Origin of the sequence: Mesorhizobium sp. M0016, assembly GCF_040324035.1 — a bacterium.
Taxonomy (GTDB): domain Bacteria; phylum Pseudomonadota; class Alphaproteobacteria; order Rhizobiales; family Rhizobiaceae; genus Mesorhizobium.
This window is the reverse complement of the sequence record NZ_JAMYVM010000001.1, coordinates 254,942-279,867: the sequence shown is the minus strand read 5'-3', so window position 1 is coordinate 279,867 and position 24,926 is coordinate 254,942. Positions and strand designations below refer to the sequence as shown.

Annotated in this window: 14 protein-coding genes and 1 pseudogene; 9 read left to right on the top strand and 6 right to left on the bottom strand. The window is 61.7% G+C overall.

Translation table 11 applies throughout. The annotated features are described in order from the left end of the window. Positions 1 to 27 precede the first annotated feature (27 nt). Positions 28 to 324, bottom strand: coding sequence for a helix-turn-helix domain-containing protein (locus NKJ88_RS01400; protein WP_352443430.1), 297 nt, complete (start codon positions 322 to 324; stop codon positions 28 to 30). 88 nt (positions 325 to 412) lie between these two features. Next, positions 413 to 1,498 (bottom strand): peptidoglycan recognition protein family protein, encoded by a 1,086-nt coding sequence (locus tag NKJ88_RS01395; RefSeq protein WP_352443429.1) that lies wholly within the window; start codon positions 1,496 to 1,498, stop codon positions 413 to 415. Positions 1,499 to 1,889: 391 nt separating this feature from the next. On the opposite strand from NKJ88_RS01395, the gene NKJ88_RS01390 reads away from it, so the two are divergent. From NKJ88_RS01390 to NKJ88_RS01345, 9 genes and pseudogenes are all read left to right on the top strand, one after another. Next, positions 1,890 to 4,124, top strand: a complete 2,235-nt coding sequence (locus tag NKJ88_RS01390) for a DNA/RNA non-specific endonuclease (RefSeq protein ID WP_352443428.1) — start codon at positions 1,890 to 1,892, stop codon at positions 4,122 to 4,124. 6 nt (positions 4,125 to 4,130) lie between these two features. Further along, a complete protein-coding gene (locus NKJ88_RS01385) occupies positions 4,131 to 5,225 on the top strand; it encodes a hypothetical protein (protein WP_352443427.1) in 1,095 nt (364 codons plus the stop codon). Positions 5,226 to 5,500: 275 nt separating this feature from the next. Next, positions 5,501 to 7,102: a trypsin-like serine peptidase gene (locus NKJ88_RS01380; protein WP_352443426.1), complete on the top strand. Its 1,602-nt coding sequence runs from the start codon at positions 5,501 to 5,503 to the stop codon at positions 7,100 to 7,102. A gap of 12 nt (positions 7,103 to 7,114) precedes the next feature. Beyond that, complete coding sequence (locus NKJ88_RS01375) at positions 7,115 to 8,209, top strand: AAA family ATPase (RefSeq protein ID WP_352443425.1); 1,095 nt, start codon at positions 7,115 to 7,117, stop codon at positions 8,207 to 8,209. 5 nt (positions 8,210 to 8,214) lie between these two features. Further along, the gene (locus NKJ88_RS01370; RefSeq protein WP_352443424.1) at positions 8,215 to 11,238 is read left to right on the top strand and encodes a hypothetical protein; all 3,024 of its coding nucleotides are present in this window, start codon (positions 8,215 to 8,217) and stop codon (positions 11,236 to 11,238) included. Further along, positions 11,238 to 14,459 (top strand): hypothetical protein, encoded by a 3,222-nt coding sequence (locus tag NKJ88_RS01365; protein WP_352443423.1) that lies wholly within the window; start codon positions 11,238 to 11,240, stop codon positions 14,457 to 14,459. Before NKJ88_RS01370 ends, NKJ88_RS01365 begins: the two co-directional genes overlap by 1 nt. Positions 14,460 to 14,504: 45 nt before the next feature. Further along, positions 14,505 to 15,779 (top strand): S8 family serine peptidase, encoded by a 1,275-nt coding sequence (locus NKJ88_RS01360; RefSeq protein ID WP_352443422.1) that lies wholly within the window; start codon positions 14,505 to 14,507, stop codon positions 15,777 to 15,779. A 594-nt stretch (positions 15,780 to 16,373) separates the two neighbouring features. Beyond that, on the top strand, positions 16,374 to 16,859 hold the full coding sequence (locus NKJ88_RS01350) for a S1 family serine peptidase (protein ID WP_352443421.1): 486 nt from the start codon (positions 16,374 to 16,376) through the stop codon (positions 16,857 to 16,859). A 25-nt stretch (positions 16,860 to 16,884) separates the two neighbouring features. Beyond that, positions 16,885 to 17,535, top strand: a pseudogene (locus NKJ88_RS01345) (nSTAND1 domain-containing NTPase); the annotation flags it as partial. 100 nt (positions 17,536 to 17,635) lie between these two features. Here NKJ88_RS01345 and NKJ88_RS01340 read toward each other — a convergent pair. From NKJ88_RS01340 to NKJ88_RS01325, 4 genes are all read right to left on the bottom strand, one after another. Continuing rightward, entirely contained in the window at positions 17,636 to 18,466 is an 831-nt protein-coding gene (locus NKJ88_RS01340) for an adenylate/guanylate cyclase domain-containing protein (RefSeq protein ID WP_352443420.1), read from the bottom strand. After that, complete coding sequence (locus NKJ88_RS01335) at positions 18,367 to 18,690, bottom strand: hypothetical protein (protein ID WP_352443546.1); 324 nt, start codon at positions 18,688 to 18,690, stop codon at positions 18,367 to 18,369. Before NKJ88_RS01335 ends, NKJ88_RS01340 begins: the two co-directional genes overlap by 100 nt. 320 nt (positions 18,691 to 19,010) lie before the next feature. After that, positions 19,011 to 19,604, bottom strand: coding sequence for a hypothetical protein (locus NKJ88_RS01330; RefSeq protein WP_352443419.1), 594 nt, complete (start codon positions 19,602 to 19,604; stop codon positions 19,011 to 19,013). A 40-nt stretch (positions 19,605 to 19,644) separates the two neighbouring features. Next, positions 19,645 to 24,882 (bottom strand): nSTAND1 domain-containing NTPase, encoded by a 5,238-nt coding sequence (locus NKJ88_RS01325; RefSeq protein ID WP_352443418.1) that lies wholly within the window; start codon positions 24,880 to 24,882, stop codon positions 19,645 to 19,647. Between the last annotated feature and the right edge of the window lie 44 nt (positions 24,883 to 24,926).

Here is a 24,926-nt window from a genome sequence, read left to right as displayed (position 1 = left end):
ATAGCTGTCGGGCAGGAATGCGCACATCTAGGCCGAACAAGAGGCGAGGGCCCCGTTGCCAGTAACGCGGCTGTCACGCCGCGTGCATAATGCGGTCCTTTGCCTGATTGATGTCGCGGAGCGGGGCACGCCGAACACACGCCCATACTCGCGCGTGAACTGCGGCACGCTTTCATAGCCAGCCGCACAGGCCGCGTTGCTCACCGGTTGTCCCTCGGACGGCATCATCCCCCGCGCCTCAATCAGATGCAGTTGCTTCTGAAACTGGAGCGGCGATAGCGACGTGATCGCCCGAAAATGCTGGTGGAAGGACGAGACGCTCATGCTGGCCACTTCCGCGCAATGGAGCCAGCCAACATCGTAGCTCGCAGCCCAGCGCCATATTTCGCCAATTGCCCCGGTTTCCGGCCACTTACGTCTTCTTCGGGCTTTTCTGAACAGCCTTGCGGGGAGGCTTCTTCTTGCTCACGGCGACCTTCTCTGTCGTTGCCGCGGCGGTTTTCCTGTCGCTGCCAGCGGCCTTCTTGCGGGGCGCCGACTTCCTTTTTGCAGCAGGCTTTGTTTTGCCAGGCATTTCCATGGAGACCCCCTCGGGGTCGGCGTGGTCCGGCATGCGGGAATGATCGTTTTTCATGCCGGGATCCTCGAGGATTATCGTGCTGAATTCGGGGCTTTCCAAACCCTCGGTGTTGTCGAGCATCAGGAAGTCGACTTCCGTCTTGGTGTAGCCGGGGTCCCAATGGGTGTTTTCCGGAACATTGCTGTGGCCGTAGTGGCCGCCCTTGGTGTCCCAATTGGCCGCGTTGCGGTTATGGCCGCCCGGATCGTGGCCATCCACCGCCGGCTTTGGCGGGCCATTCGGCCATACTTTGGGGACGCCGTGCGTGCTTTCGATCCAGCGGCAGAGCTTGCGAACATTTTCGAGCGTCGCGCGCGTTTTTGGCCTGTGCGCAAAGCCGACGACCTCGATCTGCACGGCGGAATCGCGATTGGTCTGTACGCCGCCCGTGAGATTTTTCAGCGCCCGCGCGGCTTCGCCGGTGTCGATGTGCTGATAGATCTTGGTCGCATCGACAGTGAAATGCGGATCGGAGTGGTGCGCTTGGAAGGCGTCGAAAGCGCCCTGTGCGGAGCTTCCTTCGGTCGTGTGATGAACGATCTTGAACGGCCCGCCGAGATTGGTGCCGGAAGAGCCGCTTATCGGTTTCCATACTGCAAAGGGACAACGCGCCATTTGATCCGTTCCTCCTGCCTTCATGCCCGGCCTGCGCCGAGCGAACCTGTCTTGCCGATTGGATTGCGGCGTGTGCTCATCCTGCACGAGGCGTGGGCAAACACCTTGTGGCACCGCAAGGCCGGGATGCGCTCTCCTGCTACGATATGCGCATTCGTGCGGGGCTCCGCGATCGAAGAGAACCGCCGCACCAACCTGCGCAGGCTGATCTGCACCGGCAGACTCCCCGCAGCAGCATTTGCGCCGCCTGACAACAATTCGCACGAAAGAATCTGTCCCTCATGGAATGGTTGCTACCACCTGCTATCCAACCATTCCACCACTACTTTGCATCCCATGATTCAAATTTGCAATATCTGTCGTGGGAAATATTTTATCCATGATGTCATGAACTAAGTCCATGACTTGTAAGCTTTTTACGTAAAATATATGGATCCTTTCGAATGAGCGTCGTAACATTGCAATTTGGATATGCCTGATTTATCGTTTGCGTAACTTCTGGCAAAATTCGCAAGCTTACGCATTCCGCCCACCTGCATTTGTACTGCGGGCCTGAGATTGTATCAGGTCGCCTTTGGAGCAGCCGACCGCGGGTGAGCAGGTCGGTTTTGTTGATGACCCGCGGCAATCGAGGCGGGACAGAAGGGGGGATTCCATGAATTCGACGCCTGCAGGAAAATTGCAACGCTATCTGTCGCAGATCAGACCCCCGGCCGGTGCACCGGTTGAAGAAGGACTGGAATCGACCCGTCCGGAAGCAACGGTGCTGGGAGGGCCGGAGGCGGCATCCGCGGAGGCGACGTCCATTGCCGAGCGCGGGTCTCTCTCGGACAGGGACGCCGCGCTGGTGAAGAGCGCGATCGAAAAACTCGACAGAAACGAGGAGCTCAATCGCGAAGAGGGTTTCGTCACCGAAGCGATCATCATTCCCGACAAGCGGCCGGCCATAGACATCGTCAACGGCGATTTCGTCGTCGACCATCCCTTGTGGGTCAAGTTCTCGACGGATGCAGCCCTGCATGGCAGCATCAAAAAGGCAATTCTCTCGGTCGGCCGCATCGAGCTTCCGCACCATCCGAGCCTTCCTTACGGAGGCACCGGCTTCGTTGTCGGCGAGAACCTTTTGATGACCAACAGGCATGTCGCCGAGATTTTCACGTCCGGGCTGGGCGACCGCAAGCTGACATTCAAGAGCGGCCTTTCGGCCGGCATCGACTTCGTGCGCGAACGCGACAGCGTGGCATCCACCGTCCTCGCCGTACGCAAGGTGGTCATGATCCATCCCTATTGGGACATGGCCCTGTTGCTGGTCGACGGGCTCGGCTCGGATCATGTTCCGCTCGAGCTTTCCGTGCGCGCGCCGGACGAGCTCGTCAACACCGAGATCGCCGTGATCGGCTATCCGGCCTTCGATCCGCGCAATGACCCCGGGGTGCAGAACCAGGTTTTCCATGGTCTGTACAACGTCAAGCGTCTCCAGCCCGGCCTGATCATGCCGCGAGGCTCTATCGACAGCTTCGGCAAGACCGTTTCCGCGTTGTGCCACGACAGTTCGACGCTCGGCGGCAATTCGGGATCCGGCGTCTACGACCCGAAGGACGGAAAGATCGTGGCGCTGCATTTCGCCGGCGTCTATCTCGACCGCAACTATTGCGTCCCAACGGGCGAGCTTGCGCGCGACGGACGCGTCGTCGATGCCGGCGTCAACTTCGCGCCAGCCGCCAGGGGCGGAACGCCTCCGTGGCAAAAGTGGTGGGATCGCGCCGACCCGGACAATGAGAAGCCATCGCCGAAGCCGGACGATGGGGCCGTTCCCTCCGTGGCTGGTGTGCTTCAGCATGGTCAAAGCGCCAGCTGGACGATACCGATCGAGATCAGCATTCGCGTCGGCGGAGTGCCCGTGGTCGTCGCCGGCCCTGTCTCGCAAGTAACACCTGATACCGAAGCGGCGGTGTCGCCGACCCACGACGCCGACTATTCGACGCGCAAGGGCTACGACGCCATGTTTCTCGGCGTTGCCTTGCCGCCACCGGACCCGGCCCAACCCGATGCCGTCGTGAGCATCGCCGGCAAACCGCTCATCCCCTACCACCATTTCTCGCTCGCCCTCCACAGGAAGCGGCGCATCGCCCTCTTCACGGCGTCGAACCTGGATGCGAGCAGTGCGGCGAAGCGGCCCGAACCGGGTAAGGATTACGATCGCAAGACACTCGGCGGCCTTGGCGAGAAGGACATGGAAAAGTGGTTTCCGGACCCGCGTGTCGACCCTGCGTTCCAGCTTCCCGACCGCTTCTACACCAAGGACAAGGGCGCGTTCGACCGCGGCCATATCGTGCGGCGCGAGGACGTTGCCTGGGGCAGGAGCTTTCAGGAGGTGCAGTTCGCCAATGGCGACACCTTCCACGTCACCAACTGCTCACCGCAGGTCGCGGTCTACAACCAGTCGGCACAGGGCGTGAACAATTGGGGCGATCTTGAAAACTACGTGATGAAACAGGCCGGGGCGAGCAGGCTCTCCATTTTCGCCGGACCGGTGCTTGCCGATGACGACCCGGTATTCCTCGGCGTCGACGACGCCGGCCCGGTGCGAGCGCAGATTCCGCGTGAATTCTGGAAAGTCATCGTCGCCAGCGAGAACGGCAAGCTCCAGAGCTTCGGCTTCGTGCTGCGCCAGGATCTGTCCAACGTGCCGCTGGAGTTCGTGGTCGATCCGGTGTGGCAGCGCTACATGATTTCCATCTCGGAAATCGCGTCCCGCAATCCGCTCGTCAAATTCGACAAGTCCGTCGCGGAGGCGGACCAGTTTGCAAAGGCCGGCGGCAAGGCGGTGCGTGACTCCTCGGGCGTGGCCGCAGCGGTGAAGGAGAAGCGTGCCGGCAGAACCAAATGACGGGCCTTGGCGAATGATTTGAAATTGGGGGGCGTCATAGCGAGCACAGGCAAATCCGAAGAAGCCGATTCCGCCGGAGACGATGCCCCGCCGCCGGACGACCCGGCTCCGCGAGCCACGCCTCCAGACGTTCCCGCCGGCGGGACGGCAATCGACGAAAACGTCAAGATCGAGGTCGATATCCTGGCGCTCGGCGCGCTGCGGAAGATCGCGGGCCAGATCGCCAGCGAGATCAGCGGCCTGGCCGAAAAACCCAGCCTGCTGATCATCGGCGGCGACGAGTTGATCCTCGCCGCAAGGGTTTATAGCGGGTTCAGCGCTCGTGTGATCGAGTTGAGGGCGGAGCTGATTTCGCTGCTCAAGCAAGTCAAGCCGCCCACCGAGGCCGTGCCCGGCCTGGAATCCATAACAGCCGGTCTGGACAGCGCATCGCTTGCCGTTCAAAGCCTCACCACTCTGCTTTCCTTCTTCAAGGCGGAAACCGCCTATTTCGGCAGGAGCGTCGAGTTGAAGGAGAGCGCGCTCTACCCGGCGCTTGCGGGGCAGTTGATCGCAAGAAATATCCCGGTGTCGGTGCCGGGATATTTTCCGATGAGCATTGGTGGAGCCGGGGCGCCTGTCTCGACAGTTATGGCCCTGCTTGACGACCTGCGAAGCCTTCGCAATCATGTCGCGGCAATGCCGGCCGATGAGGCATCCACGGCACGGATCAACGCGTTGCTCGCCACCGTCGACGCCGCGATCAAAGCGGTGATCAAAGTTGATCCGGAGTCCGGAAAAAGCAGCGCATTGGCTCAGCTTCTGCTCGGCGCCGAATATCTGGCACTGATGGAGGGCGAGGCCACGCGGCTGTTCCTGTCGGCGACCGTCATCAGCGCGGGCGGCAGCTACCGCACGCGCAAGCATCTTTTCACAACGCTTTTTACCGGAGACCAATTGTCATGCAGCGGCGGCGCGGCCGCCGGGTATTTCGCGTTCGATCTGAAATCGTCGAAGCTCGTCAGGAGCGACGTGCTCTATCACGCGACAGGCTATCAACGGATCCCGATTTGTGGCGGCAAGTTCGAACCAAGCAACATCGAGTCCCGGACTGCCAGGTGAGCCTGGACGGCGCACCGAAGCTATATCGGCGTTCGATCGGTCTGTCTCGCGGACACTTGTGACGAATGACGGTTCTTGAGCCGGGAAGCTATCACGCGATCTCCGCCTGAGCGGCGTCGGGCTGGACGTCTTCGCCATGCTGGTTAAGTTTGGTCTATTTCGACGTTGCAGATTCGCGCATTACCGGTTGCCTAATCTGTTCTTATGGCTGAAAGTATTACCGGCGCGGTTTGTTCTCGTCGGAATGACCCGCGTAGGGTCAGGCGGGGGCGGGTTTGGCGAACGAGGCGACATTGCGGGCGGAGCGCAGGAGCTGGACCTGCGCGCTGGAGGATTTCGCCGGTGTCTACGGCACCGGCGCGCTGATCGGCCCGGATCTGGTGCTCACCAACTACCACGTGGTCGAGAAGCTTCGGCGCGACCCGACGCGGCAGGCCGACGCGCGCGTGCACTTCGACTATTTCGCACCAGAGACGGGCCGGAGGATCCCACTGGCGCAAGTGTGGGACGTAGCAATGTCCAGCTATTCGTTTCAAGATCTGAACGCCGACATGCCAGCCGATCCGGAAAAGTTGGATTACGCCGTAATCCGGCTCGCGGAGAGGGTGGGCGAGCTGCCTTTGCCTGCCGATTATGCCGCCGGCTGGCCCGACGGCACGCGGCCGGCAAGGCGCGGCTGGCTCGTACTGCCCAAACCCGAGATGCGGCCGGCAAAGGATACACCCATCGACATCTACCATCATCCTTGCACGATCGGAAACCAGGGCGTCTCGAGCCTGCCATTGCCCGACGTGCCGTCGCGCGGCACGATCATCTCCATCGACCCAGGCGAACTGCGGGTGACACACAATGCGGAGACGGTACACGGCTCCTCGGGCGCGATCTGTTATGGCAAGAATCTGGAACCGGTCGCACTGCACCATGCCGGCGATCCGGGTTCGGCGCTCAAGAATGTAAAGCGGCCGCCCGGCCAGCGCGCGATCCCGCTCGGCGCCATAGCGGCGCAGCTCTTCCGCAAAAACAGGAAGATCTACGACGAGACATTGCCGCAGCAAGCCGCCGATGTCGAACTGGCCAAGGGAACGGAAACGATCGCCGAGGATGTGCTGAGACGACGGCACAACCGCGCCATGGCGCTGTTCGATCGCGACGATGCCGAATGGAACATCATCGATTCGCGGCGGCAAAAGCAGAGCCTTGTCCACGCTATCGCCTGCCGACGCATCGATGGCCAGGCATTCTTCATGACGCGGTTGCGCGAGGCAAGCCTTGCGCTGGAAGGGCTGCCAAGAACCGAAATCGACGAACGCCTCGCTCGCCTTCTCAACACCGGATGGTCGCAGAACGGGTGGCTGGACGGTCCCGTCACGCTCGACACCAGCCTGCCCCCGACTGCCGCCGCCGAGAAAATCGCACGGCAAATCGAACGCGAGATCCGGTCGACCCAAGGCACCATCTTCGCCATCGGCCAGACGTTCGACAAGTTCGATTTCGAGCGCGAGCGCCTGCTGGTGACCGAGGTGGGGCGGCGATGCGTGCCGCTCGCGAAGAACGCCGAGTTCCAGGTTTTCTTCGTCTACGAAGACAACAGACACTCAGGCGATGGGCGCGATCCGAGGGCCAGGCTGCGCGCCTCCGTCGCGGATTTCTGGACACGCCCGCCAGCCGGCTGCGGCCAATGCCTGAGCCTCGATGATATCGAAAGCAACAAGCTCGGCAAATGGATGTCGACCATCGACCGCGCGTATAAGATAAACAGAGAAGAACTTGCCGATGACGTGGGGAAGCTGTTCCGCGGCGGCAAGATGCCGTTCATGGCACTCGAACCGAAGCTTTTTCGATACGTCACGTCCAAATATTGCCGCGACACCAGGTAGAGGAACACGACCATGTGGTTCAGCTCGTTCTCCGACAAGAAGCAGGACCAGGGTGTCCCGCTGACCGCGAACGGCATGGACGAAGCCTATCGAGGCACGGGCTACGTGTTCAATCCCGAGCTTGAAGCCGCCGTCGACGTGGCGATCGGGCTCGGGCGGCCGTTGCTCGTGTCGGGCGAGCCTGGCGGCGGCAAGACCGAACTCGGCTACGCGATCGCCCGGCGCCTCGGCATATCGCGGCTGTATTTCTTCTCGACACGTTCCGTTTCGGAAGCGCGCGATCTGTTCTACACCTACGACGCGATCGGGCGCTTCCGCGACGCCAATTTCCGCGGCGCGGCCGGCGACGGGCGCACCGACGTGGCGAACTACATCGAATACCAGGCGCTCGGCGCGGCGATCCTCGACGCGCAGCCTTACGCCGACGTGCGCCAGATGCTCGGCGGCGAACGCGCCTACCAGCATCCGAGCGAGCAGGAGGGGGCGCTGCCGCCGCAGCGCTCCGTGGTCATCATCGATGAGATCGACAAGGCGTCGCGCGATTTCCCCAACGACGTGCTCTCCGAAATCGAGAGCTTGCAGTTCAACGTGCCGGAACTCGGCAGCAGCAATGCGGCCGCCGATCCTAATGTGGAAGGGCGCACAAAGCGCAAACGGCCGCAGACGCCGGCTTTCCCTGAGGATCCGCTGCTCAGGCCCATCATCGTGATCACGTCGAATGAGGAGCGGCAGCTTCCCGACGCTTTCCTGCGCCGCTGCGTGTTCCACGAGATCCAGTTTCCCGATGTCGACCGGCTGCACGCCATCATCGAGAACAACCTCAAGCGGCGCTTCCTGCGAACGGGTCAGGATCTGGTGCTCGATGTCGGCGACCGCACGAAGCTGCTCGACCTCGTCGGCAAGTTCCGCAACCAGCCGGTCGACAAGAAGGCAGGCGTCTCCGAGATCGTTGACGCCGCCTTCCTGCTGGCGTCGCCCACGGGCCAGCAACCTCCGGAGCTCGGCGTCCGGCTCGAGGCGGCGGCCGTGGCGCTCGCTAAGCTGAAGAACGACCGCGAGATCCTGCGCAACCTGCTGCCCGGGAAAACCTCGTTCGAGAGCGGCTGACGCCCATGCAAGCCGGTGCTGCACCCTATCGCTTTGCCTGGACGCAAGCCGCCCTGGACGCCTTCTTCGTCGCCTATGAGCGCGAGCGGATCGCGGCGGGCCTCGGCGCGACCTTGCGGCACGTCTCGCCGCGCCAGCGTGCCGACGCCGTCATGACCATGACCGGGCTGAATGCCGGCGCATGCTGGCGCCGCGCCGGCGAGGAGACCGCCAAGGATCTGTGGCGCCGCTACCTCGCGCCGGTGCTCGCCGAAACGCGCGAATCGGTACAGGCGCTCGACAGGACGCTGGATAACGGGAATTTGCCCGGCAGATTCGAACCGGAGATCGGCGCAGCGGAGGTTCCGCTGCCGCCGGAAAAGCAGCCGCCCCCGGAGCTACCACCGCCACCACCGAGAATCCGTTGGCGCGACGTCTGGAATGCTCTCCAGCACGTCCTTTTCCGTCGGGAGACCGGCGCGGCCATTGCCGTGCTCGCGGGCGTCATTCTGTTGCCGGTGCTGTGGAAGCAGTTCGGGCCCGACACCGGGCCGGCCACACAGCGCACCTGTCCGCCGGCATGCGCGAGCGTGACGCCGCACACAAATGCTTCGCCTGGCGCGCAGACCGATCCGTCACAGCCGGCGGATCCTGCACGATCCGCCCGGCTGCACTTCCTCGATGTGACGATCGCCGCCGCCGAGCAGTATGGCTTCAGCATCTCGCCCTACACGCTCGCCGAATATTATGCCGGCGAAGCCGACTTCGTGGGCGAGCCGGCGCTGTTCCTGCAGGCCATGCTGAAGCGCTGGCCGCTGCCGGTCTACGAGCCGATCCCGCCGACGCTCGCCGGCGCCTACGCGCTCGGCCAGTATTCGCTCGCCGCCGCCGAGACCGATCTGGCGGTCGGGCTCGACCGCGAGCGCCTGAAACTGGGCATAGACGTGGCGACGCAAAAGACGCCCGACGATGCAGAGGGCGCGCAGGCCAAGCTCTATGCAAGGATACAGGCATTTCGGTATGGCGAGGTGGCCGACATCGTGCGCCGCGAGGCCGCCCAGATGTACAGCGTCGACCCGAGCAAGCTGACAGACGATACCAGCTTCAACGATCTCAACCACGAAGACGGAGAGAAAGAAAGTGAATTGAGGGCTGGCCTCGCTGGTGAGTTCGGGGTCGACCTTAGCGAGCAAGAGGTGCCACTGAGCGTCGGCGAACTCACCGCCCAGATCGCCAAGGCGCTCAACCAGCCGGTGCTTCAAGGCGCCATGCAGCCGGTCGCCGAACGCTGGCCCGACTGGCCGCGCTGGCTGCTGTTCCTGCCGCTCGTGCCGGTGCTCGGCTGGGCGGTCGCCACGGGTGCGCGCGCAATGCGGGCGGCCCTCACCAACCCGCCGGAGGATCTGCGCGGCACGCCGACGCCGATCGCTTCGAGCGAGCTCGCCAGCACGGCGCCGAAGCCGCAGCGCCGGCTGGCGCGACAGATCTCGTGGCATCCGCCGGTGCCATCCAAGCGGCTCGACGTCAGGCGCAGCATTTCGGCGACGCTGCAGCGCGGCGGCTTCGCCCAGCCCGTCTTCGCGACCCGCAGCCGCGCGGCGGAGTTCCTGTTCCTAGTGCCGCGACACCGCGACAACGATCATGAACGTGAGCGCGTCGCCAGGTTCATCGAGGCGCTCGAGACCGGCGGGCTCACGCTCAACGTCTACGAGTATAGCCCCGACCCGCGCACGCTGGTCGGTGCCAGTGCGCGCAGCACCCAGTCGGGACCGCTCGACCTGCGCGCGTTGCGTGAATTGCATCCGGACGCGCGGCTCGTGCTGGTGACCGACGGCCATGATCTCGTCGACTATTTCACCGAGCGCCCCTATAAATTCGTGGCCGATCTCCTGCGCGCCTGGCCGGCGCGCATGCTGCTCACGCCGCTGCCGATGGCCGAATGGGGCGAGCGCGAGATGAACCTGTCGGCGGCGCTCGCCGCGCCGATCGGGCGCGCGACGGCCGAAGGGTTCCACGACCTTGCCGCCGGCTTCGGCACGCGGCGGCTTGCGCTCTGGCGCCCGCCCGCGCCGGTCTCGGGCGGCAACCTTGAGGAACTGGTCGAGCGCATCCAGGGCTGGCTCAAGGCCGCAGCCGGCCTGCTCGGTGCCACGCATTCGACGCCGCGGCGTCCAGACCTCGTCCGCGACGACGACTACACGATGCTGTCCGACATCACGCCGGCCGACGAGATCCGCGACGAATTGATCGCCGATCTGAGACAGTGGCTGGGCGCCGATGGCTTCTACTGGCTGGCCGCCTGCGCCGGCTATCCGCAGTTGCGCTATGTGATCACAGTCTATCTCGGCAACCGACTCCATGGCGCGCGCGGCGCGATCTATGACGAGGAGCGCCTGGCGAAACTCTGCCTGCTGCCATGGTTCCGGCAAGGCCGCATGCCGCAATGGCTGCGCGAAAGCCTGTTCTCGGCGCTGGAGCCATGGCAGCGCGCCGCCATCGGCGACGTATTGGCGGCAATGCTGCGCAGCGCGCGCGCGGCCGAAAAAGCTGCGGCCACCACGCTGCCGGGCCGGCGCCCGCAGCGCAGCGAAACCGGCAGGGAGCGGGCGCTTACCGTCTGGCTGCCCGACGAGCACGGCACTGAGATCGCTCCCGACGAGGTGATCGCCGACTTCATGCTGCGCGACATGCCGGAGGTGGTGCCGACGCTGCATCTGCCGGCCTCGAGTGCGATCTTCATCGAGCGGGCGCGCAACATCGTGCTGCTGCGTCTCGCCGTGGTCGCGGCGGTCGGTCTGTGGTGTTGGGCGATGCTGTCGTTCTGGCCGTCGAGTGCCGCAGCACCGCATGCACCGGGCGCCTGGCTGCCACTTATCGCCGTCGCGGCCGTCTCCGTGCTCGGCATGCTGGGCGTGGCAGTCTACCGGCGGCTGATGAGCCTCGGCTGGTTCGCCCGCCGTGCCCCCGAAGTGCGGGCCAGGACGCGGCTCGATGCGGAGGACGACCTTTCGACGACGGCGCCGCGCGATCTGGGCGATGTGGTCGGATGATGCCGGAATCGGACAGGCCGGAACCTGAAGGGCTTGAGCAGAAGCAGCGCCAGCCGGCGCAAAAGAGCACCGACGCGCCGGAAAAGCTGTGGAGCCTTGACGAGACGCAGAAAAGCGGTCCCGAACTGGAAACGGTGACTGAATCCGGGCCGGCAGAAACGGCGACGCCCGATCTGGCAACCGTTTTGTCTGCAACCGATCCGAATGAGACATATGCACCGCCGTCTCCGGATGGGGCGTCGGCGGATCTGGCGCCGCCGCCTTCCGAGACGCCTGCCGCACAAGAAGCGCCGTTACAGGCCCGCGCCGGGCAGCCTCAGCCATTGGCGCCGAACAGGCGGGCCAACCGGCCGGCGAATGTCCTCGACGGGCTCCGGCAGCGCCTGGGTGCCGGCCTGCGCAGAGTGTTTCGCCTCGCGCGGCACGTGCCGGCGATCGGCTTTGTCCTTGTCGGTGCGCTGGTGGCGGGATTTTGCGTCCGATGGCTCGTGGGCAACGCCGAGACGGTGCTGGACGGCAAAATCGCGCGGGCCGAAGTGGCGCACGAAACGGTTACGAGCCTCGTTTGGGTGTCCGACGATCAGATCTCCATCGGCACGGCCAGCGGCGCCCTCTATTCGTATCTCCCGAGCACGGGCCAGATGACCTCCTCGGCCACGTCCCAGCGCCCGGTCGTGGGCATCGTTGGCGCACCAAGCGCGACGGGGCTGCGAACAGAGCCGATATTCCGCGTCACTCTCAGCGCCGATCTCACTCAACAATTCGATCCGGAGGCACCGCCCGCCGCGCTACGCCGCGTGTTTCTATCCGTCGGGGCGGCGGATTCGGAGGCCGATGACGGGCTTTTTGCGATCGGGAGCGGTGACACAGTGTCCGTCGTCGCCGGACGCCGGACAGTCATGGCCAACCAGCAGCAACAGCAGCAGCAGCAGGTCGCGCCGCAGACGCCAACGACCGGCCTCTATCAATACCGTGTTTCCGAGACCAACGACAAGGTGGAGGAGGTCGGCGAGATCGGCAACCTGTCGGACGTGCGCGCGGTGGCTGCCACGCCGGATGGCACGCTCGCGGCCGCCGGCACGGGAGATGGGCAAGTCGTTGCCATTGATCTTATTGTGCCGGCATCTGGCGACCTTGAGAGCGTGTCGCTATCGCATGTCGGCAATCTGGGGGAACCGGTGGTCGCCGTCGCCGCGAGCGGTTCCAACGACAATCCGGTGATTGCGGCGGCAGGGGTCGACGGTCGCGTCGTCGTCTATCGCGTGACCGCAGTCCGTGACGGGTCAGGTGGGCCGCAAACCAAGGAGGGCGGGGACAATTTCACCTACAGCACCACGCAAGCAGGCATTCCGGCCACCAACTGGTCGCTGTTCGAATATAGCGGCTTTAGGGAGCTCAAGCTCGTTGGGATCAGCCAGGACGGACGCCAGACCATCATTCACAAAGAGCCCGGCAGCGATAACACCGGCTTTGAGAAGTCCGGCTACCTTCTGGAAAAGGTCACCGGCGACGATTATAGGATCACCAGCGAGACGACGCTCGACCAGCCCTTCACCGACGGCGACGAACTTATCCAACTGCCGGGTGTGGCGGAAGCGGTCTTTCTCGGCGGTGCAATGCGCACACCCGCGCAGCGTGCGATCACTGCGCTTTCGACGACGCTAGCGCAGAGTAAGGGCGGGCAGATCACCCGCGTCATCCTTGACCGCGCCCGCACGCGCGGCGCGATCGAGACCACCGAAGGCCGCATCTTCGTGTTCACGGCGCAGGACGCGAACCCTGTCGACCTCGGCGTGAGCGGTTCCGTGAACGGCGCACTGGCCTTCAGCCCGCGGGGCGACACCCTCGCGGTCCTCATGGCGGAAGGCCCGCTACGACTTTATGACACGGCAACCCGAGCGCTGATTGCGCAAGGACCGTCGGACATTTCGAACAGGATGGGCGAGGGCGATATCGCATTCAGCTCCGACGGCAGGCGTATCGCCGTCACGACCAACGCGGGCGGCATCCGGCTTTATGCGACAACGACGCTTTCCCTCATTGCAACTTTCGAAAGCCGCGGCGGGGGTCTCGCCCGCCTCGCCGAATCGGGGGATTTCGCGGCTCGTCGTGTGGGCGAATGGTCGTTCGAGGTCATCGATCTGAAAACCGGCCGGGCGATCGTCGAAGCGAGGCCGCGCGGTCAGGCCCTGGACGACCTGCGCGTCAGCGCGGATGGCCGTATAGTCGCAACGGTTGGCCTTGGCGACCGGGGTGTGCTGGTCGCGTCATCAGAGCAGCGCGGCGACGGGGTTGATTTCGCGCTGGCCACCACGCCCGTCGGCCCGCCGGACCGCGACGGTCTGAAATTCTCCGCCGACGGCTCGAAGCTGATGCTGCGGACGCGCGACGGCAAGCTCTATGTCGCCAACATTTCAGCGCCAGAGACTGCTCAGCTTACGTCCGGCCGCAGTGAAAGCTTCTTCCGCTTCGTTGAGATCGGCCTCGACACGCCTGCCGTTACAGCCCACATCGCGCCTGACGGCAGCTTCCTTGTCGCCGGCGATGCCCACAATTCCCTGGTGCTGGTCGACCTGACCGGTGCTGCGCCGCAGAGCTTCGAACTGCCCGAGCACGGGGCGGTGGTCGACCATCTCGCCATCTCGCCGGACGGCACGAAGGTCGTTGCCGCCAGCCTCGAAGGGCGACTGCGCGTCGTCGACCTTGCCCGCGCGCGGCTTGTCGCCGAACTGCCGCTGGCGCGGCTCGCCTCGCATGCCGACACACCGAAAATGGTCGCACGCCGGCTGGACGATGCTCCGGGCACGTTTCCCGACACCGCCTTCCTCAACCAACAGACCGGCTCACGCGATACCGTCCCGGCGGTGATCGTGTTCGGTTCCCATTCGAGCCTCGCGGACGCGCAGGCCGAGGTGGCTGCGCTGGTGCGGACTCACGGCACCTCGCTGGGGCTGCTCGTCTCGGCCATCGATACTAACGGGGTCGGGATGCAGATTCCGGCGCAAATCTATCTGCGCGAAGGTGCATACCGGACGGCGGTGCAGGTTCCGCTCCTGGAGACCGACTTTTTCCTGAAAGAGGTACGCAAGCTCGCGCCGGAAACGGCGGCAGCCTATGTGCGCGTGCTTGAGACGTGGTGCCCGAACGCCATTTCGCGCGACGGCTATATCGAATGCGGCCGCCCGACGCCGGCACGGCCAGCCGGCGTGCAGACCAACTGATTGCCCGTGGCGGCAGGCACCGCAGGGTTGAACGAGGAGGAAATCATGGCAACGCGCAAACGGCCACCGGTTGAACTCGAATACGTCATCATCGAGCGACCGACCAGAACGGACAATCTGCAAGGCGCCGAGGAAGGCGTGTTCGGCGACGTATTGGAGAGCGCGCCCGGGGCGGCTGCGCCAGCTCCGCCACCGATCCTGTCGGTCACCTCGGCGGTGCTGACGGCCGAGCAGGCGCAGGCCAAGAACGACGAGCCGGGGATGATCGCCATCCCGAACATGCCGGTGATGCTGATCCAGCCGCGCGCGGCGGCCGATTTCGGCATGCAGGTCTCGGCCGACGCGATAGGCGAGGCCAAGGCGAGCAAGATGTCATGGGGCATCGCCAGCATCGGCGCGGACCTTTCAAATCTCGACGGAGCCGGCGTCAGGGTCGCCGTCATCGATACCGGCATCGATAGCGGCCATGAGGCGTTCAAGAACAAGAAGATCACCGGGCGAAACTTCACCAGCGGCGATCCGAATGACTTCGCCGACAAGCATGGCCACGGCACGCATTGTGCCGGCACGGTCTTCGGAGGCCCGGTCGACGGCGTGCGCATCGGCGTCGCGCCCGGCGTCACGGACGTGTTCATCGCCAAGGCGCTCGACGACAATGGCAGGGGGACCACCAAGGCGGTGCTCGATGCGCTGCGCTGGGCGGCGGAGAACAAGGTCGAGGTGGTCTCCATGTCGATCGGCTTCGACTTCCCCGGCATGGTGCAGCGGCTGGTGAAGAGCGGGCAGGCCGTGCCGTTCGCCACCTCCATCGCGCTGGTCGCCTATCGCGAGACACTGAAGCAGTTCGAACTCTGCGTGGCGGACCTGCTGCTGGAGAACGCCGGGAGCCACGGCATGGTGATCGTGGCGGCGTCGGGCAATGAAAGCCGGGCGCATGAGAACCCGAAGAACGTCGTTGGGGTCAGCGTGCCGGCCGCGGCCTCACCCGACATCATCTCGGTGGGTGCGGCGCTGCGCAACGCCAATGCCGCGCTCGAGATCGCGCCGTTCTCGAATGTCGGCCCGCGCCTCAGCGCGCCGGGCGTCGACATCGTCTCGGCCAGGGCCGGCGGCGGGCTCATCGCGATGAACGGAACCAGCATGGCCTGCCCGCATGCCGCGGGTGCCGCCGTGCTGTGGTGGCAGAACGAACGCATCAACAACAATCAGGACAGCGGCCTCTCGATCCGTTCCAGCGTGATCGCCACCGCCTCGGCAGCGCGCTTCGCGCCCAACGTGCCGATCGTCAGTCGCGGGAGGGGCCAGGTCAAGGCGCCCTGACGCACCGGCCGCTGCGGGGCAGGGCGCATTTCGTTCTCTATTCCACGCGTTTCGGCGCTTTGGCGGCGGCGTATCTCACGCTTCCGGTGGAGGTGCCGCTGCAAATCTTCTTGGAGAGGTGACGCCAGGCAGCGTCTACGCGCATATTGACCAATCACTCGGAGCGTGGGGTCAACGGCCCCTCTTCAAAACAAACGTGGAGAGATTTGTCTCGCTCAGACGAGTTCAGCCGCCTATTCCCCTTGCTGATCTGCGGCGCATTGCTGATTCTTCCCGACGGATGGATACGAGTTTCCACTTGATTTGGACGATGCCGTTTTATTTTTGCGCGACTACTATTGCCAGTTTGACTATTGAGGTGCAACGGTTGCTTCTTCAGGTTGTTTTCAGCCTTGGGCGACGGGGCGTGACGCATGTCGGATGTCTGGCAAGAGAACATTGTTCGCCTCTGTTCGGGCGACGGACAGGCGCTTGGGACCGGAACACTTGTAATGACCAGGCATTAAAGGCCTGTGTGTCCTGACGCATGTTCTCAACGCAGCTCTCGGCCGCGATGACTATTCGCCGGACAGACCAGGCGATGAAGCGAACTTTATGTTCGATCTTCCGGCGAGATCCCGTGATCGCAAGTATCATGCGAAGGTGCTGGAGTGGTGGCCGCCGCTGCTGGCGGTCGAGCGGGTCGCGCAGCCGGTAGGTGACATTGCACTTCTGAATATCGCTGAGGATAATCCAGCGAGCGTACGGCCCTATTCGGCTGATGATCTTATTGTTGACGAGCTTGAAGAACGCCTGGTGCGGAGCTTCGGTTTTTCTCAACCAAATGGCGCGTTTGCCGCAGGACGGCTGCTCGGCGGCGATGTCGGTGGTTGGGTGCATTTTGCGGCTGAGAGCGCTCAGGAATCGTTCGTCGCCCCAGGTTTCAGCGGGGCGCCGCTTCTCGATGATGAGCGCCGGTTCATCCTCGGCATGGTGGTGGCGGTTGATGACGATGCCGACAGGCGGTGGCCTTTGCCGTGGTACTCAGTTGATCTGGACGGCATGCCCGCAGCTGGCGCGACCGTATCGGGGTCTGCTTGACTTCGGCTAGCGCGATCGAGCGTTCTTCTTCGGCCGCAAGACATTTGTCGGCAAGCTGCGCGAGAAGCTCCGCACGCACCCGATCGTCGGGGTTGCCGGAGCATCGGGTTCGGGTAAATCCTCGGTGATCAAGGCGGGGCTGATCCCCGAGTTGCGAAAGGAACGCAGCTGGACCGTGCTGAAAGCTCTGACTTTCGGACCAATCGCGATCACGGCGCGGACAATGACGCATTGGAAAGACCATAGACCTCCTTGGCTTTTCCATGGGCGGCGGTGTCGCGCAACTGGTGCGCAAGCCCGGCCGGACCTCGTCCGCCGCCTGATCCTGGTTGGCACGGCGCCTCGCAATGGCGATGGCAGGCAAGGCCTCACCCCGGAAGCCCAGGCGATTTTCGGCAAGGTTCGCGGCGAGGTTTGGATTGATGTGTTCTTCACGCAGTCAGAGAAGAGCCAAGCCGCCGCCCGCAAATTTCTCGATCGCTACCGCGCGCGCACCGTCAATCGCGGCGTAAATATCAGCGACGTGGTCGCACCGGCACAAATGGCGGCGATCGGCGAATGGGGTCAACCCAAAGGTGAGCGCTTCGCCTATCTGATGGACATCAAGCAGCCCGTCCTGGGGGTGAACGGCAGCACGGACGTCATCGTGCCGACCATCAATTCCTATCACCTGCAACAGCATCTGCCCGATGCGCAATTGATCCTTTACCCCGACGCCAACCACGGCTCGCAATACCAGTATCCCCAGCTCTTCGTGGACCACGTCACGAGGTTCCTCAGTCTATGGCCTCCATACCTCGCACGAAGTAGTCCAGCGCTTGGAAGTTCCGTGTCCCCGCGACTTCCGGGCGCTCGTGCCACGCCCTTAACAGTCGGCCTCCGTGCGCTGTGGCTAAACTGCCAATTATTCTTTCGGTGACATCGTCCTGCACGGCAAAGATATCATCGATGCCTCGGTCGTAGCGCTCTGCCCAAAGATGCCGACCAGTCTTGCCGTCAATGAGCTGGGCCGTAACCCGGACACGGTCCTTCGACCTCTGTACGCTGCCCTCCAGGATATAGCGGGCACCCAGTTCCCGGCTGGCATCCTGGATCTTCGTGACTTTGCCCTTGTAGGCGAACGTCGAATTGCTCGCGATGACGAAAAGATCGCGAAACCGAGACAATCCGGTGATGACGTTCTCTGTAATCCCATCCGCAAAGTAGTCCTGCTGGGGGTCGTCGCTCATATTGACGAACGGCAGTAACGCGATGGAGGGCTTATCCGAAAGCGATGCCGGCGAAGCGCGGGTCGCTCCGGGACCGTCGAGGCGCACCGCATAAGCTCGCACGGGGCGCTCAATATTTTTAAGTATCTGCTCACCGTTGTCGTCGAATTGCAGGTCAAGACGGTTTCCGAGGTGATCTCGCACTGTGCCCGAAACCATGACACCTCCAACGGGAGCGATGCCTTCGAGCCTCGCCGCCACGTTCACGCCGTCACCGAACAGATCGTCGTCCTCGACGATTACGTCGCCGAGGTTGATACCAATTCGGAATTGTATCTTTCGGTCCCCGGCAAGTCTGCGTTGCGGTCCGACATGGCCCGCTGCACAGCTACGGCACAAGCCACGGCGTTCACGACACTTGGAAACTCGGCGAGGATGCCGTCGCCAGCCGTTTTGAAGATGCGGCCTTGGTGCTCCGCCATCTTTGGGTCGACCAACCCGGCTCGGATTTCCTTCAGTGCGTCAAGAGTGCCGACCTCATCCCTGCCAATGAGCCGAGTGTAACCCACCACATCAGCGGCCAGGATTGCGGCGAGGCGGCGTAGGACGCGTGCTTCGGGCATGTAGTGCATGCTTTCAAGAGCAACAGTGCAAGGATTGTACGGGCGACCGCCGGCCGAGTCCACGAGCCGGAACGTTGAGGACGGGTCGTCATAAGCCGGAATTCAAACGGAGACACCACCCGGCGCGAGGGAGGCTTTGGTCGCGATGTACCAGAACTTGAACCAAGACCGCGCCTTGTTTGCTTGCTATGGTGAAGCTCCAGAGAGAGCTACTACCCGAGGTGAGGGTCATACCGAGCATGACGGAGGAACGACCTCGTCGAATTCTGCGGGAAATCCGGAGGTCCCGATGGGCATCCTCGAGGCCAAGCGATGTCGTGCTAAGGAGCGCCCGCGCCAGGCGCCCCTAGGAGGGCCCAGCTAAGATCGGCACTATGAAAATCCGTCGTCAGTATTCTGACGTATTTATTCGTCCTTTCAATAACCTCATTTCCTCCATCCTTTGCGACGAGGGAGCCTCCCGTTTCATTGTGCAACACATCAAATAGCGGTTTTTCGTCAAAGCAATACTGCTTGGTGTCGTTCTCGGAATCTCCCAAGAAATCGTCGCTCACAAACCGGAGTTCTACTTTGAACACATAACCTCTATTGAAGAATATCACAAATAAGCTATAGTTAGAAACACAAAAATCTCTATCAGCAAATTTCCAATTCTTGGTATACTCTCTAAGTCCGTCGATCGTGGCGTACCTGATGGAATCATTTTTGTATTCCTCCGCGACCGGGAGCTGATTCCAGGTTGTGCCCGGCAATACCGATGAGAAGTGTTTTCCAAGAAACATGTACAAATTGAGGGGCTCATTCGAAAGTACATTTCTTGGATCTATTGCCCTCAGATCATTCGGATCATTTTGATGGGGGAGGCGGATCTCAGATGCCTCTCCAAGTAGACTCGTCAAAAAGCCGGCCGTCATGGTACTTACCCGGACCAAAAGTAAAAATAAGCGTGCCAACTTAGTCATTGGCTTGCGCCCTCGATGAGACGAGCAATTTAGCTGCCAGATTAGGCTCTAAGAGCCGTGCTATCATCGCACGTCGATCTGCGATCATATTTGCTAAAGAAGTCTCTCCATTAATTTCGTATAGATGCTGGGCTATGACATAGTTAGAGAAGGCTTCGGAAAGATCCCCTAGAGAAGCGTTTGCTTGCTCGTGGATCCAGGCGAGCCCGGCATAGCCATCTGCATCTTGTTGCTTTGCAGCTTCGCGAAAATACTCCTTTGCTTTTGGAATGTCATTGATCATAAGCCAGCCGAGACGTGATGCCGCTTTGTCTACGCCTGCGTCTCTTGCCAAGGTGTATTCACGCTCGACATCCGATGCGGTGCCCAAATCGACGCCATACAGAAACGCAAGATCCCCTAAGCCTACATGCCCCTCGTCGTTGCCCTCTTTCAGCGCCGAGCTATAATCGCGCTTGGCCGTCTCATAGTCCCCTTCGGCCTCGGCAATCCGCGCAGCGGCGATGGAACCTGAGTTCAGCGCGCCTGCGAAGCGCGAGCATGCCTCCGGAATTATCAGCAACTCGCGAGCTCTGTTTGATCCCAATACCCAATGAGGAGGCAAGCCAAGCGACGCCGGCTTCTCAAATCTGCAATGCGCCTCCGACGATGACAAGTGATCCTTTAACAATGGAGTTTCGTCCTTTGCAGTAATAGCGCCCGCCAGGGGCACCACACTTCGCCCGAATGACACTAGCTGTTCGTCTGGTAGGGAAAGAACTGCTGAAAGGTCCCATTTCAACAGGGCGCCGTCCTGACTGCTTCCCACCACTTGTCGACCGTCAGGAGAAATTGACATGCTAACTAGCGGTGATCCATCGCCCGTCAGTATTGATCGGAGCTCCCCGCTGCGAGCAAACCAAATCCGCACAGTTCCATCGGTCGAGGAACTTGCAACGAGCGTACTACTATCGTCAAATTCAACTTTGTTTAGATCAGCGCCCTGAACTGTGAGTACGTTCGTAGCGTCTATCATCTTCGTGGAAGAGGACTCGTTCAGGCCTCCAACGAGCCATAGTCGAACAGTTCTATCGTAAGACGCTGTGGCCAACATTTCGCCGTCAGGGCTGAAAGCGGCTGAGACTATATTGCCTTTGTGTCCTACAAGTCGGGCAAGCTCCTTCCCAGTCGCAGTACCCCAAATACGAGCCGTCCCATCCCACGATATCGTAACCGCCTTATTGCCAGAAGTATCAAATCGGATTGATGATACCCTTTCCATGTGCCCAATCAAAAGGGGGCCACTCGTATGTTGCACCAAGTTCCATATCAATCCGATCCCGGTCCTGGCGTCAGCTGCATTCGAAGAGGCGCCCAGCCACCGGCCATCTTGGCTGAACGTGACTGAGGTTCCCCAACCCGGCAGTTCTGTCAAATTTTCACATTTGGGTTTTGCGATCTGGACCTGGCAGAGTAGCAGATGGCCCGAAAGCCCAGTGGCAGCCAACAGGCTACCATCCGGCGAAAGGGCGAGGGACGTTACTACGCCGTTGTCCTTGGAGAATACCACCTGTGACGGTATCGACTTTGTAAAGAGAATGAGCTCTCCCGCCCGAGTGCCTACGAAAGCGCGCGTACCGTCCGCGGAAAGGGCGAGAGCGCTCGGTACATAATGAAGTTGAGTTGAACGAATGGGGAAGGGGCCGTCCGACGCCCACACCCGCAGCTCTTTATCTGTGAGTCCCGCTGAAAGAATGAAGTCACCCCCGGCAGATTGTACATGTAGCGCGGGGCCGGTGTGCGCTTGGCGAAGATAAGGTGTTTCGTTCGTATGTATTTTCCACAGTCGCGCCGTGCCATCCGTGGAACCACTTGCAAGCCATTTTCCATCTGGACTAAAACGGAGGTCGAGCACAGTTCCCAAATGACCGCGTAGAATAGCCACTTCAGAAGGGTAGCGGTCGTCAGACCCAAGATCCCAAATCGAAATGTTGCTGCCGTCGCTCGCAAGAGCTAATTTAGTTCCATCAGGTGAAAAGGCGGAGGCATTGATCCAAGAAGTCAAGTGTGGCCTGAGACGTCTCCAGCGACTAAGATTTGTAGCGTTCCATATCAAAGCCGTGCCATCGATCGAAGTTGTAGCAACAAGATTCTGGTCATGAGAAACGGCAATCGAAGTTGCCAATCGGTCGTGGCTGCCCAGTTTAGTCGTCGCTGACCAGGTTAACACCGGTGTCGACCAAACTCCTCCGTCATCTGTCGTGTATATGAATTGGCCGTGGCGCACAAAGCTACCATCGATCAGGTGGCCCGATGCTGCCTGCACGGAGGGCTCGACCGCACTCTTCAGGTCCCATTTTAGGATTCTCCCTCCCGCAGTAGCGGCCACTAAACATGGCCAGGCCGGATCAATAGCCATGAATGTAATGTCAGAGACCGGAGACGGCGCCTGCCATATGACCTTCTTACTAGGCACGTTCCACACGACAACTTGACCATCGCTTCCGGCTTCAGCAAGAAGCTCCCCGTTGTCACTCAGCACTAACCTCTTGGGAGAATTGTTAGATTTAAGATAATCTATTTTTGACTCGTTCTCGGACGGATCCCATAAGCCGACAGTACGGTCTTCTGACAAGAAGGCGACCAGGTGTTTGGTCGCAGATATTGCTAGGATGTCGTTTAGGACTCGGACAGTTTTTATCAAGCGGTGGGGGTAGCCCTCTCTTTGTTTCCAAAAACTGACAGTCGCATCTGCTCCAACGGTAAGGACGAATGTGCCTTCAGGCCCTGGATAAACTTTGACGACAGAGTCCAAATGCCCCCGCAAAGACTCACTAACATTCTGCTGGGCGACAGCCCTTGAAACCGCTACCGCGATGTCAGGGACTATTGGTCTATCGAAATCATTCAAATCCGTTGTTTGCGAACCTGTAAGGGCGGTGGCTAGGGCTTCATTTGGATTGCCGGCGGCAAGCTGCTCGTCTGACAGCCTGACAGACATTTGGGATTGCGTGATCAAAGCTTGCCGAAGCGCGTCGTCGGCAGACCATCTTTGCGTGACCGCGTACACACCAAAGCCGACAGCTAATGCTGCGAGAACAATTGCGACAACGATAAATTGGCGTTGTCGCTTTATGATCTCAACCTGCTGTTGCTTAAGTTTATCCTCCTGTTCGCGGCGCTCCGCCTCGGCGCGGTCGCTTTCAAGGGCGGATGTTTCGATGAACTCCTGTTCGTTTTTCGACAGATCGTTCCTTCGAGTCTGGAGCCAACCGAGCGCAGTTTGCAACGGGGTGCCAAAGAGGCGGACACCGCTTTTATCAATCGCTTCGTCGTAGTCCGTTAACCGCTGCCCTAGCCTTTGCCTCCAGAGCAGGAAGGCAAGGTCCTGCTTCAGCCAGTCGCGGAACTTTCCCCAATTGCGCAGTAGCGCCTCATGCGCCACCTCGACGGTCTGCCGCCGTGCCTGCCGGTCAACTTCTCGGACCTCCGCCTGCCGCGCGCCTTCGTCGGTACCGCGGATCACCAGCAACCGGCTGCCGGGCTCTGCGAGCAGGCCTGCCACCTCCCACAGGTCCTCGCCCAGTTGCTCGCGCGTGGACACCCGCCGGGTCGCCTCATTGCCCTCCTCGACCTTCACCAGCCGCGACATGAGCTGCCGGGCACTAAGTTTCTGTTCCTCGGAGAGCCTGTCAAAGACCTCATCGGCATGACGGTCGAGTGCGCCCTCGAGGCCGCCCAGGCGGTCATATGCCGCATGGGTGATCTGTCGCCGCTCGAGGAGTTCCCAAAGCTTCTCCAAAAGGTGCGCCATCAGCGGCAGCGAGCCCGGCCTGGCCTCCACCGCGTCGACAATGCGTTCGCTGAGCGAAGGGCCCCCATCGATACCATCCTCGAATGTGACCATCAGGTTGCGAGCCGGTGCCGCGATCGACTGGCGAAGCTCAGTCCCGTTCATGTCGGCGAGTTTCTCCTCGCCATCCTTAAGTGCTTCGACGAAAGCAGGGTGACGGTAGGCCTGGCCAGCGAAGTCGGCCCGCAACGTGTAGATCCATTGAATCGATGGCGACCCCTTGAGCCAAGCCGTCCGTATCATCAGGTCGCGGAAGTCCGGACGCTTCGCCTTTACTGCGTCTCGGCCCGCAGGCTGCTCCGGCTCGTGGCCGGCCTGCGTGAACAATTCCTCGAACTGATCGACGAAGAGCAGGATCTGGTCACTGCGCTGTGCCTTGGCAATGCCTCTTAGGCAAGTGCCAAGATGCAATGGATCGTCCCGCAGCTTCTGTGTCAGCTCCTCCTCTTTGCCCAGCCCTTCGCCGAGCGGCAGCCTTTCATGCAGCAGCGGCATCAACTCCTTCGCCAACTCAGCCCACGGATCGGCGGCCGGCCTCATCTTCAGAACGGTCCAGTTGCGTTCTTTGCGCAGCTCCGGGATCAGCCCGGCCTTGACCACGGAGGACTTGCCCGAACCCGATGCTCCGGCAACGCCGACTATCGGGTAAGTCCGGAGCTTCTCACGCAGCTTGCCGACGAAGATCTTGCGGCCGAAGAAGAACGCCCGATCGCGCTCTCCGAAGTCCCGCAGGCCTCGATATGGCCGCGCCAGCTGCGGGCACGCTGTCCAGATCAGCTGAGTACCAAGAGCATAGGCTATCCGGCTGTCGGCATCGTCATCGACCGCAACTACCATTCCAAGGATGAACCGGCGCTCCTCGTCTAGAAGCGGCGCCCCGCTGAAGCCTGGGGCTATAAACGATTCCTGTATGCTATCGGCAGTAAAATGCACCCAGCCACCGACATCGCCACCAAGCAGTCGGCCCGCAGCAAATTCACCGTTAGGCTGCGAGAAGCCGAAGCTTCGTACCAAGCGATCTTCAAGTTCGTCAACGACAAGATCATCGGCCGAGTAGGGCCGCACGCTCGCCGGGATGTCTTCAACGATCTTCAAAAGCGCAATGTCGCCTACCGGTTGCGCAACCCGTTCGATCGCCAGCCGCGGCGGCGACCACTCCAGCAGCTTCGCATGGTACTTGCGATCGCGCGATCTCGCCGGAAGATCAAAAAGGAATTCGGCTTCGTCGCCGGGCCTGGCCTGCGAGTAGTCATCGCGACCGAGGGCCGCGTTGAGAACATGCGCACAGGTCAGGACGCACAACCCGTTCTGCCGCGTCGACACAAGCGTCCCGGTCCCGAGCGCCTGCCCATCGGCGGAACAGAGGCGAACAATGTTCTCCTGCCAGACTCCCGACATTTGTCACCCCCGGGTCGAAACAACCCGACTAAACAATCGTTGCA

Bases quoted from the DNA above. Each gene is read 5' to 3' on its own strand.
- NKJ88_RS01400 (WP_352443430.1), bottom strand. From the start codon at position 324: ATGAGCGTCTCGTCCTTCCACCAGCATTTTCGGGCGATCACGTCGCTA.
- NKJ88_RS01390 (WP_352443428.1), top strand. From the start codon at position 1,890: ATGAATTCGACGCCTGCAGGAAAATTGCAACGCTATCTGTCGCAGATC.
- NKJ88_RS01375 (WP_352443425.1), top strand. From the start codon at position 7,115: ATGTGGTTCAGCTCGTTCTCCGACAAGAAGCAGGACCAGGGTGTCCCG.
- NKJ88_RS01370 (WP_352443424.1), top strand. From the start codon at position 8,215: ATGCAAGCCGGTGCTGCACCCTATCGCTTTGCCTGGACGCAAGCCGCC.
- NKJ88_RS01365 (WP_352443423.1), top strand. From the start codon at position 11,238: ATGCCGGAATCGGACAGGCCGGAACCTGAAGGGCTTGAGCAGAAGCAG.
- NKJ88_RS01360 (WP_352443422.1), top strand. From the start codon at position 14,505: ATGGCAACGCGCAAACGGCCACCGGTTGAACTCGAATACGTCATCATC.
- NKJ88_RS01350 (WP_352443421.1), top strand. From the start codon at position 16,374: ATGTTCGATCTTCCGGCGAGATCCCGTGATCGCAAGTATCATGCGAAG.
- NKJ88_RS01335 (WP_352443546.1), bottom strand. From the start codon at position 18,690: ATGCCCGAAGCACGCGTCCTACGCCGCCTCGCCGCAATCCTGGCCGCT.
- NKJ88_RS01330 (WP_352443419.1), bottom strand. From the start codon at position 19,604: ATGACGGCCGGCTTTTTGACGAGTCTACTTGGAGAGGCATCTGAGATC.
- NKJ88_RS01325 (WP_352443418.1), bottom strand. From the start codon at position 24,882: ATGTCGGGAGTCTGGCAGGAGAACATTGTTCGCCTCTGTTCCGCCGAT.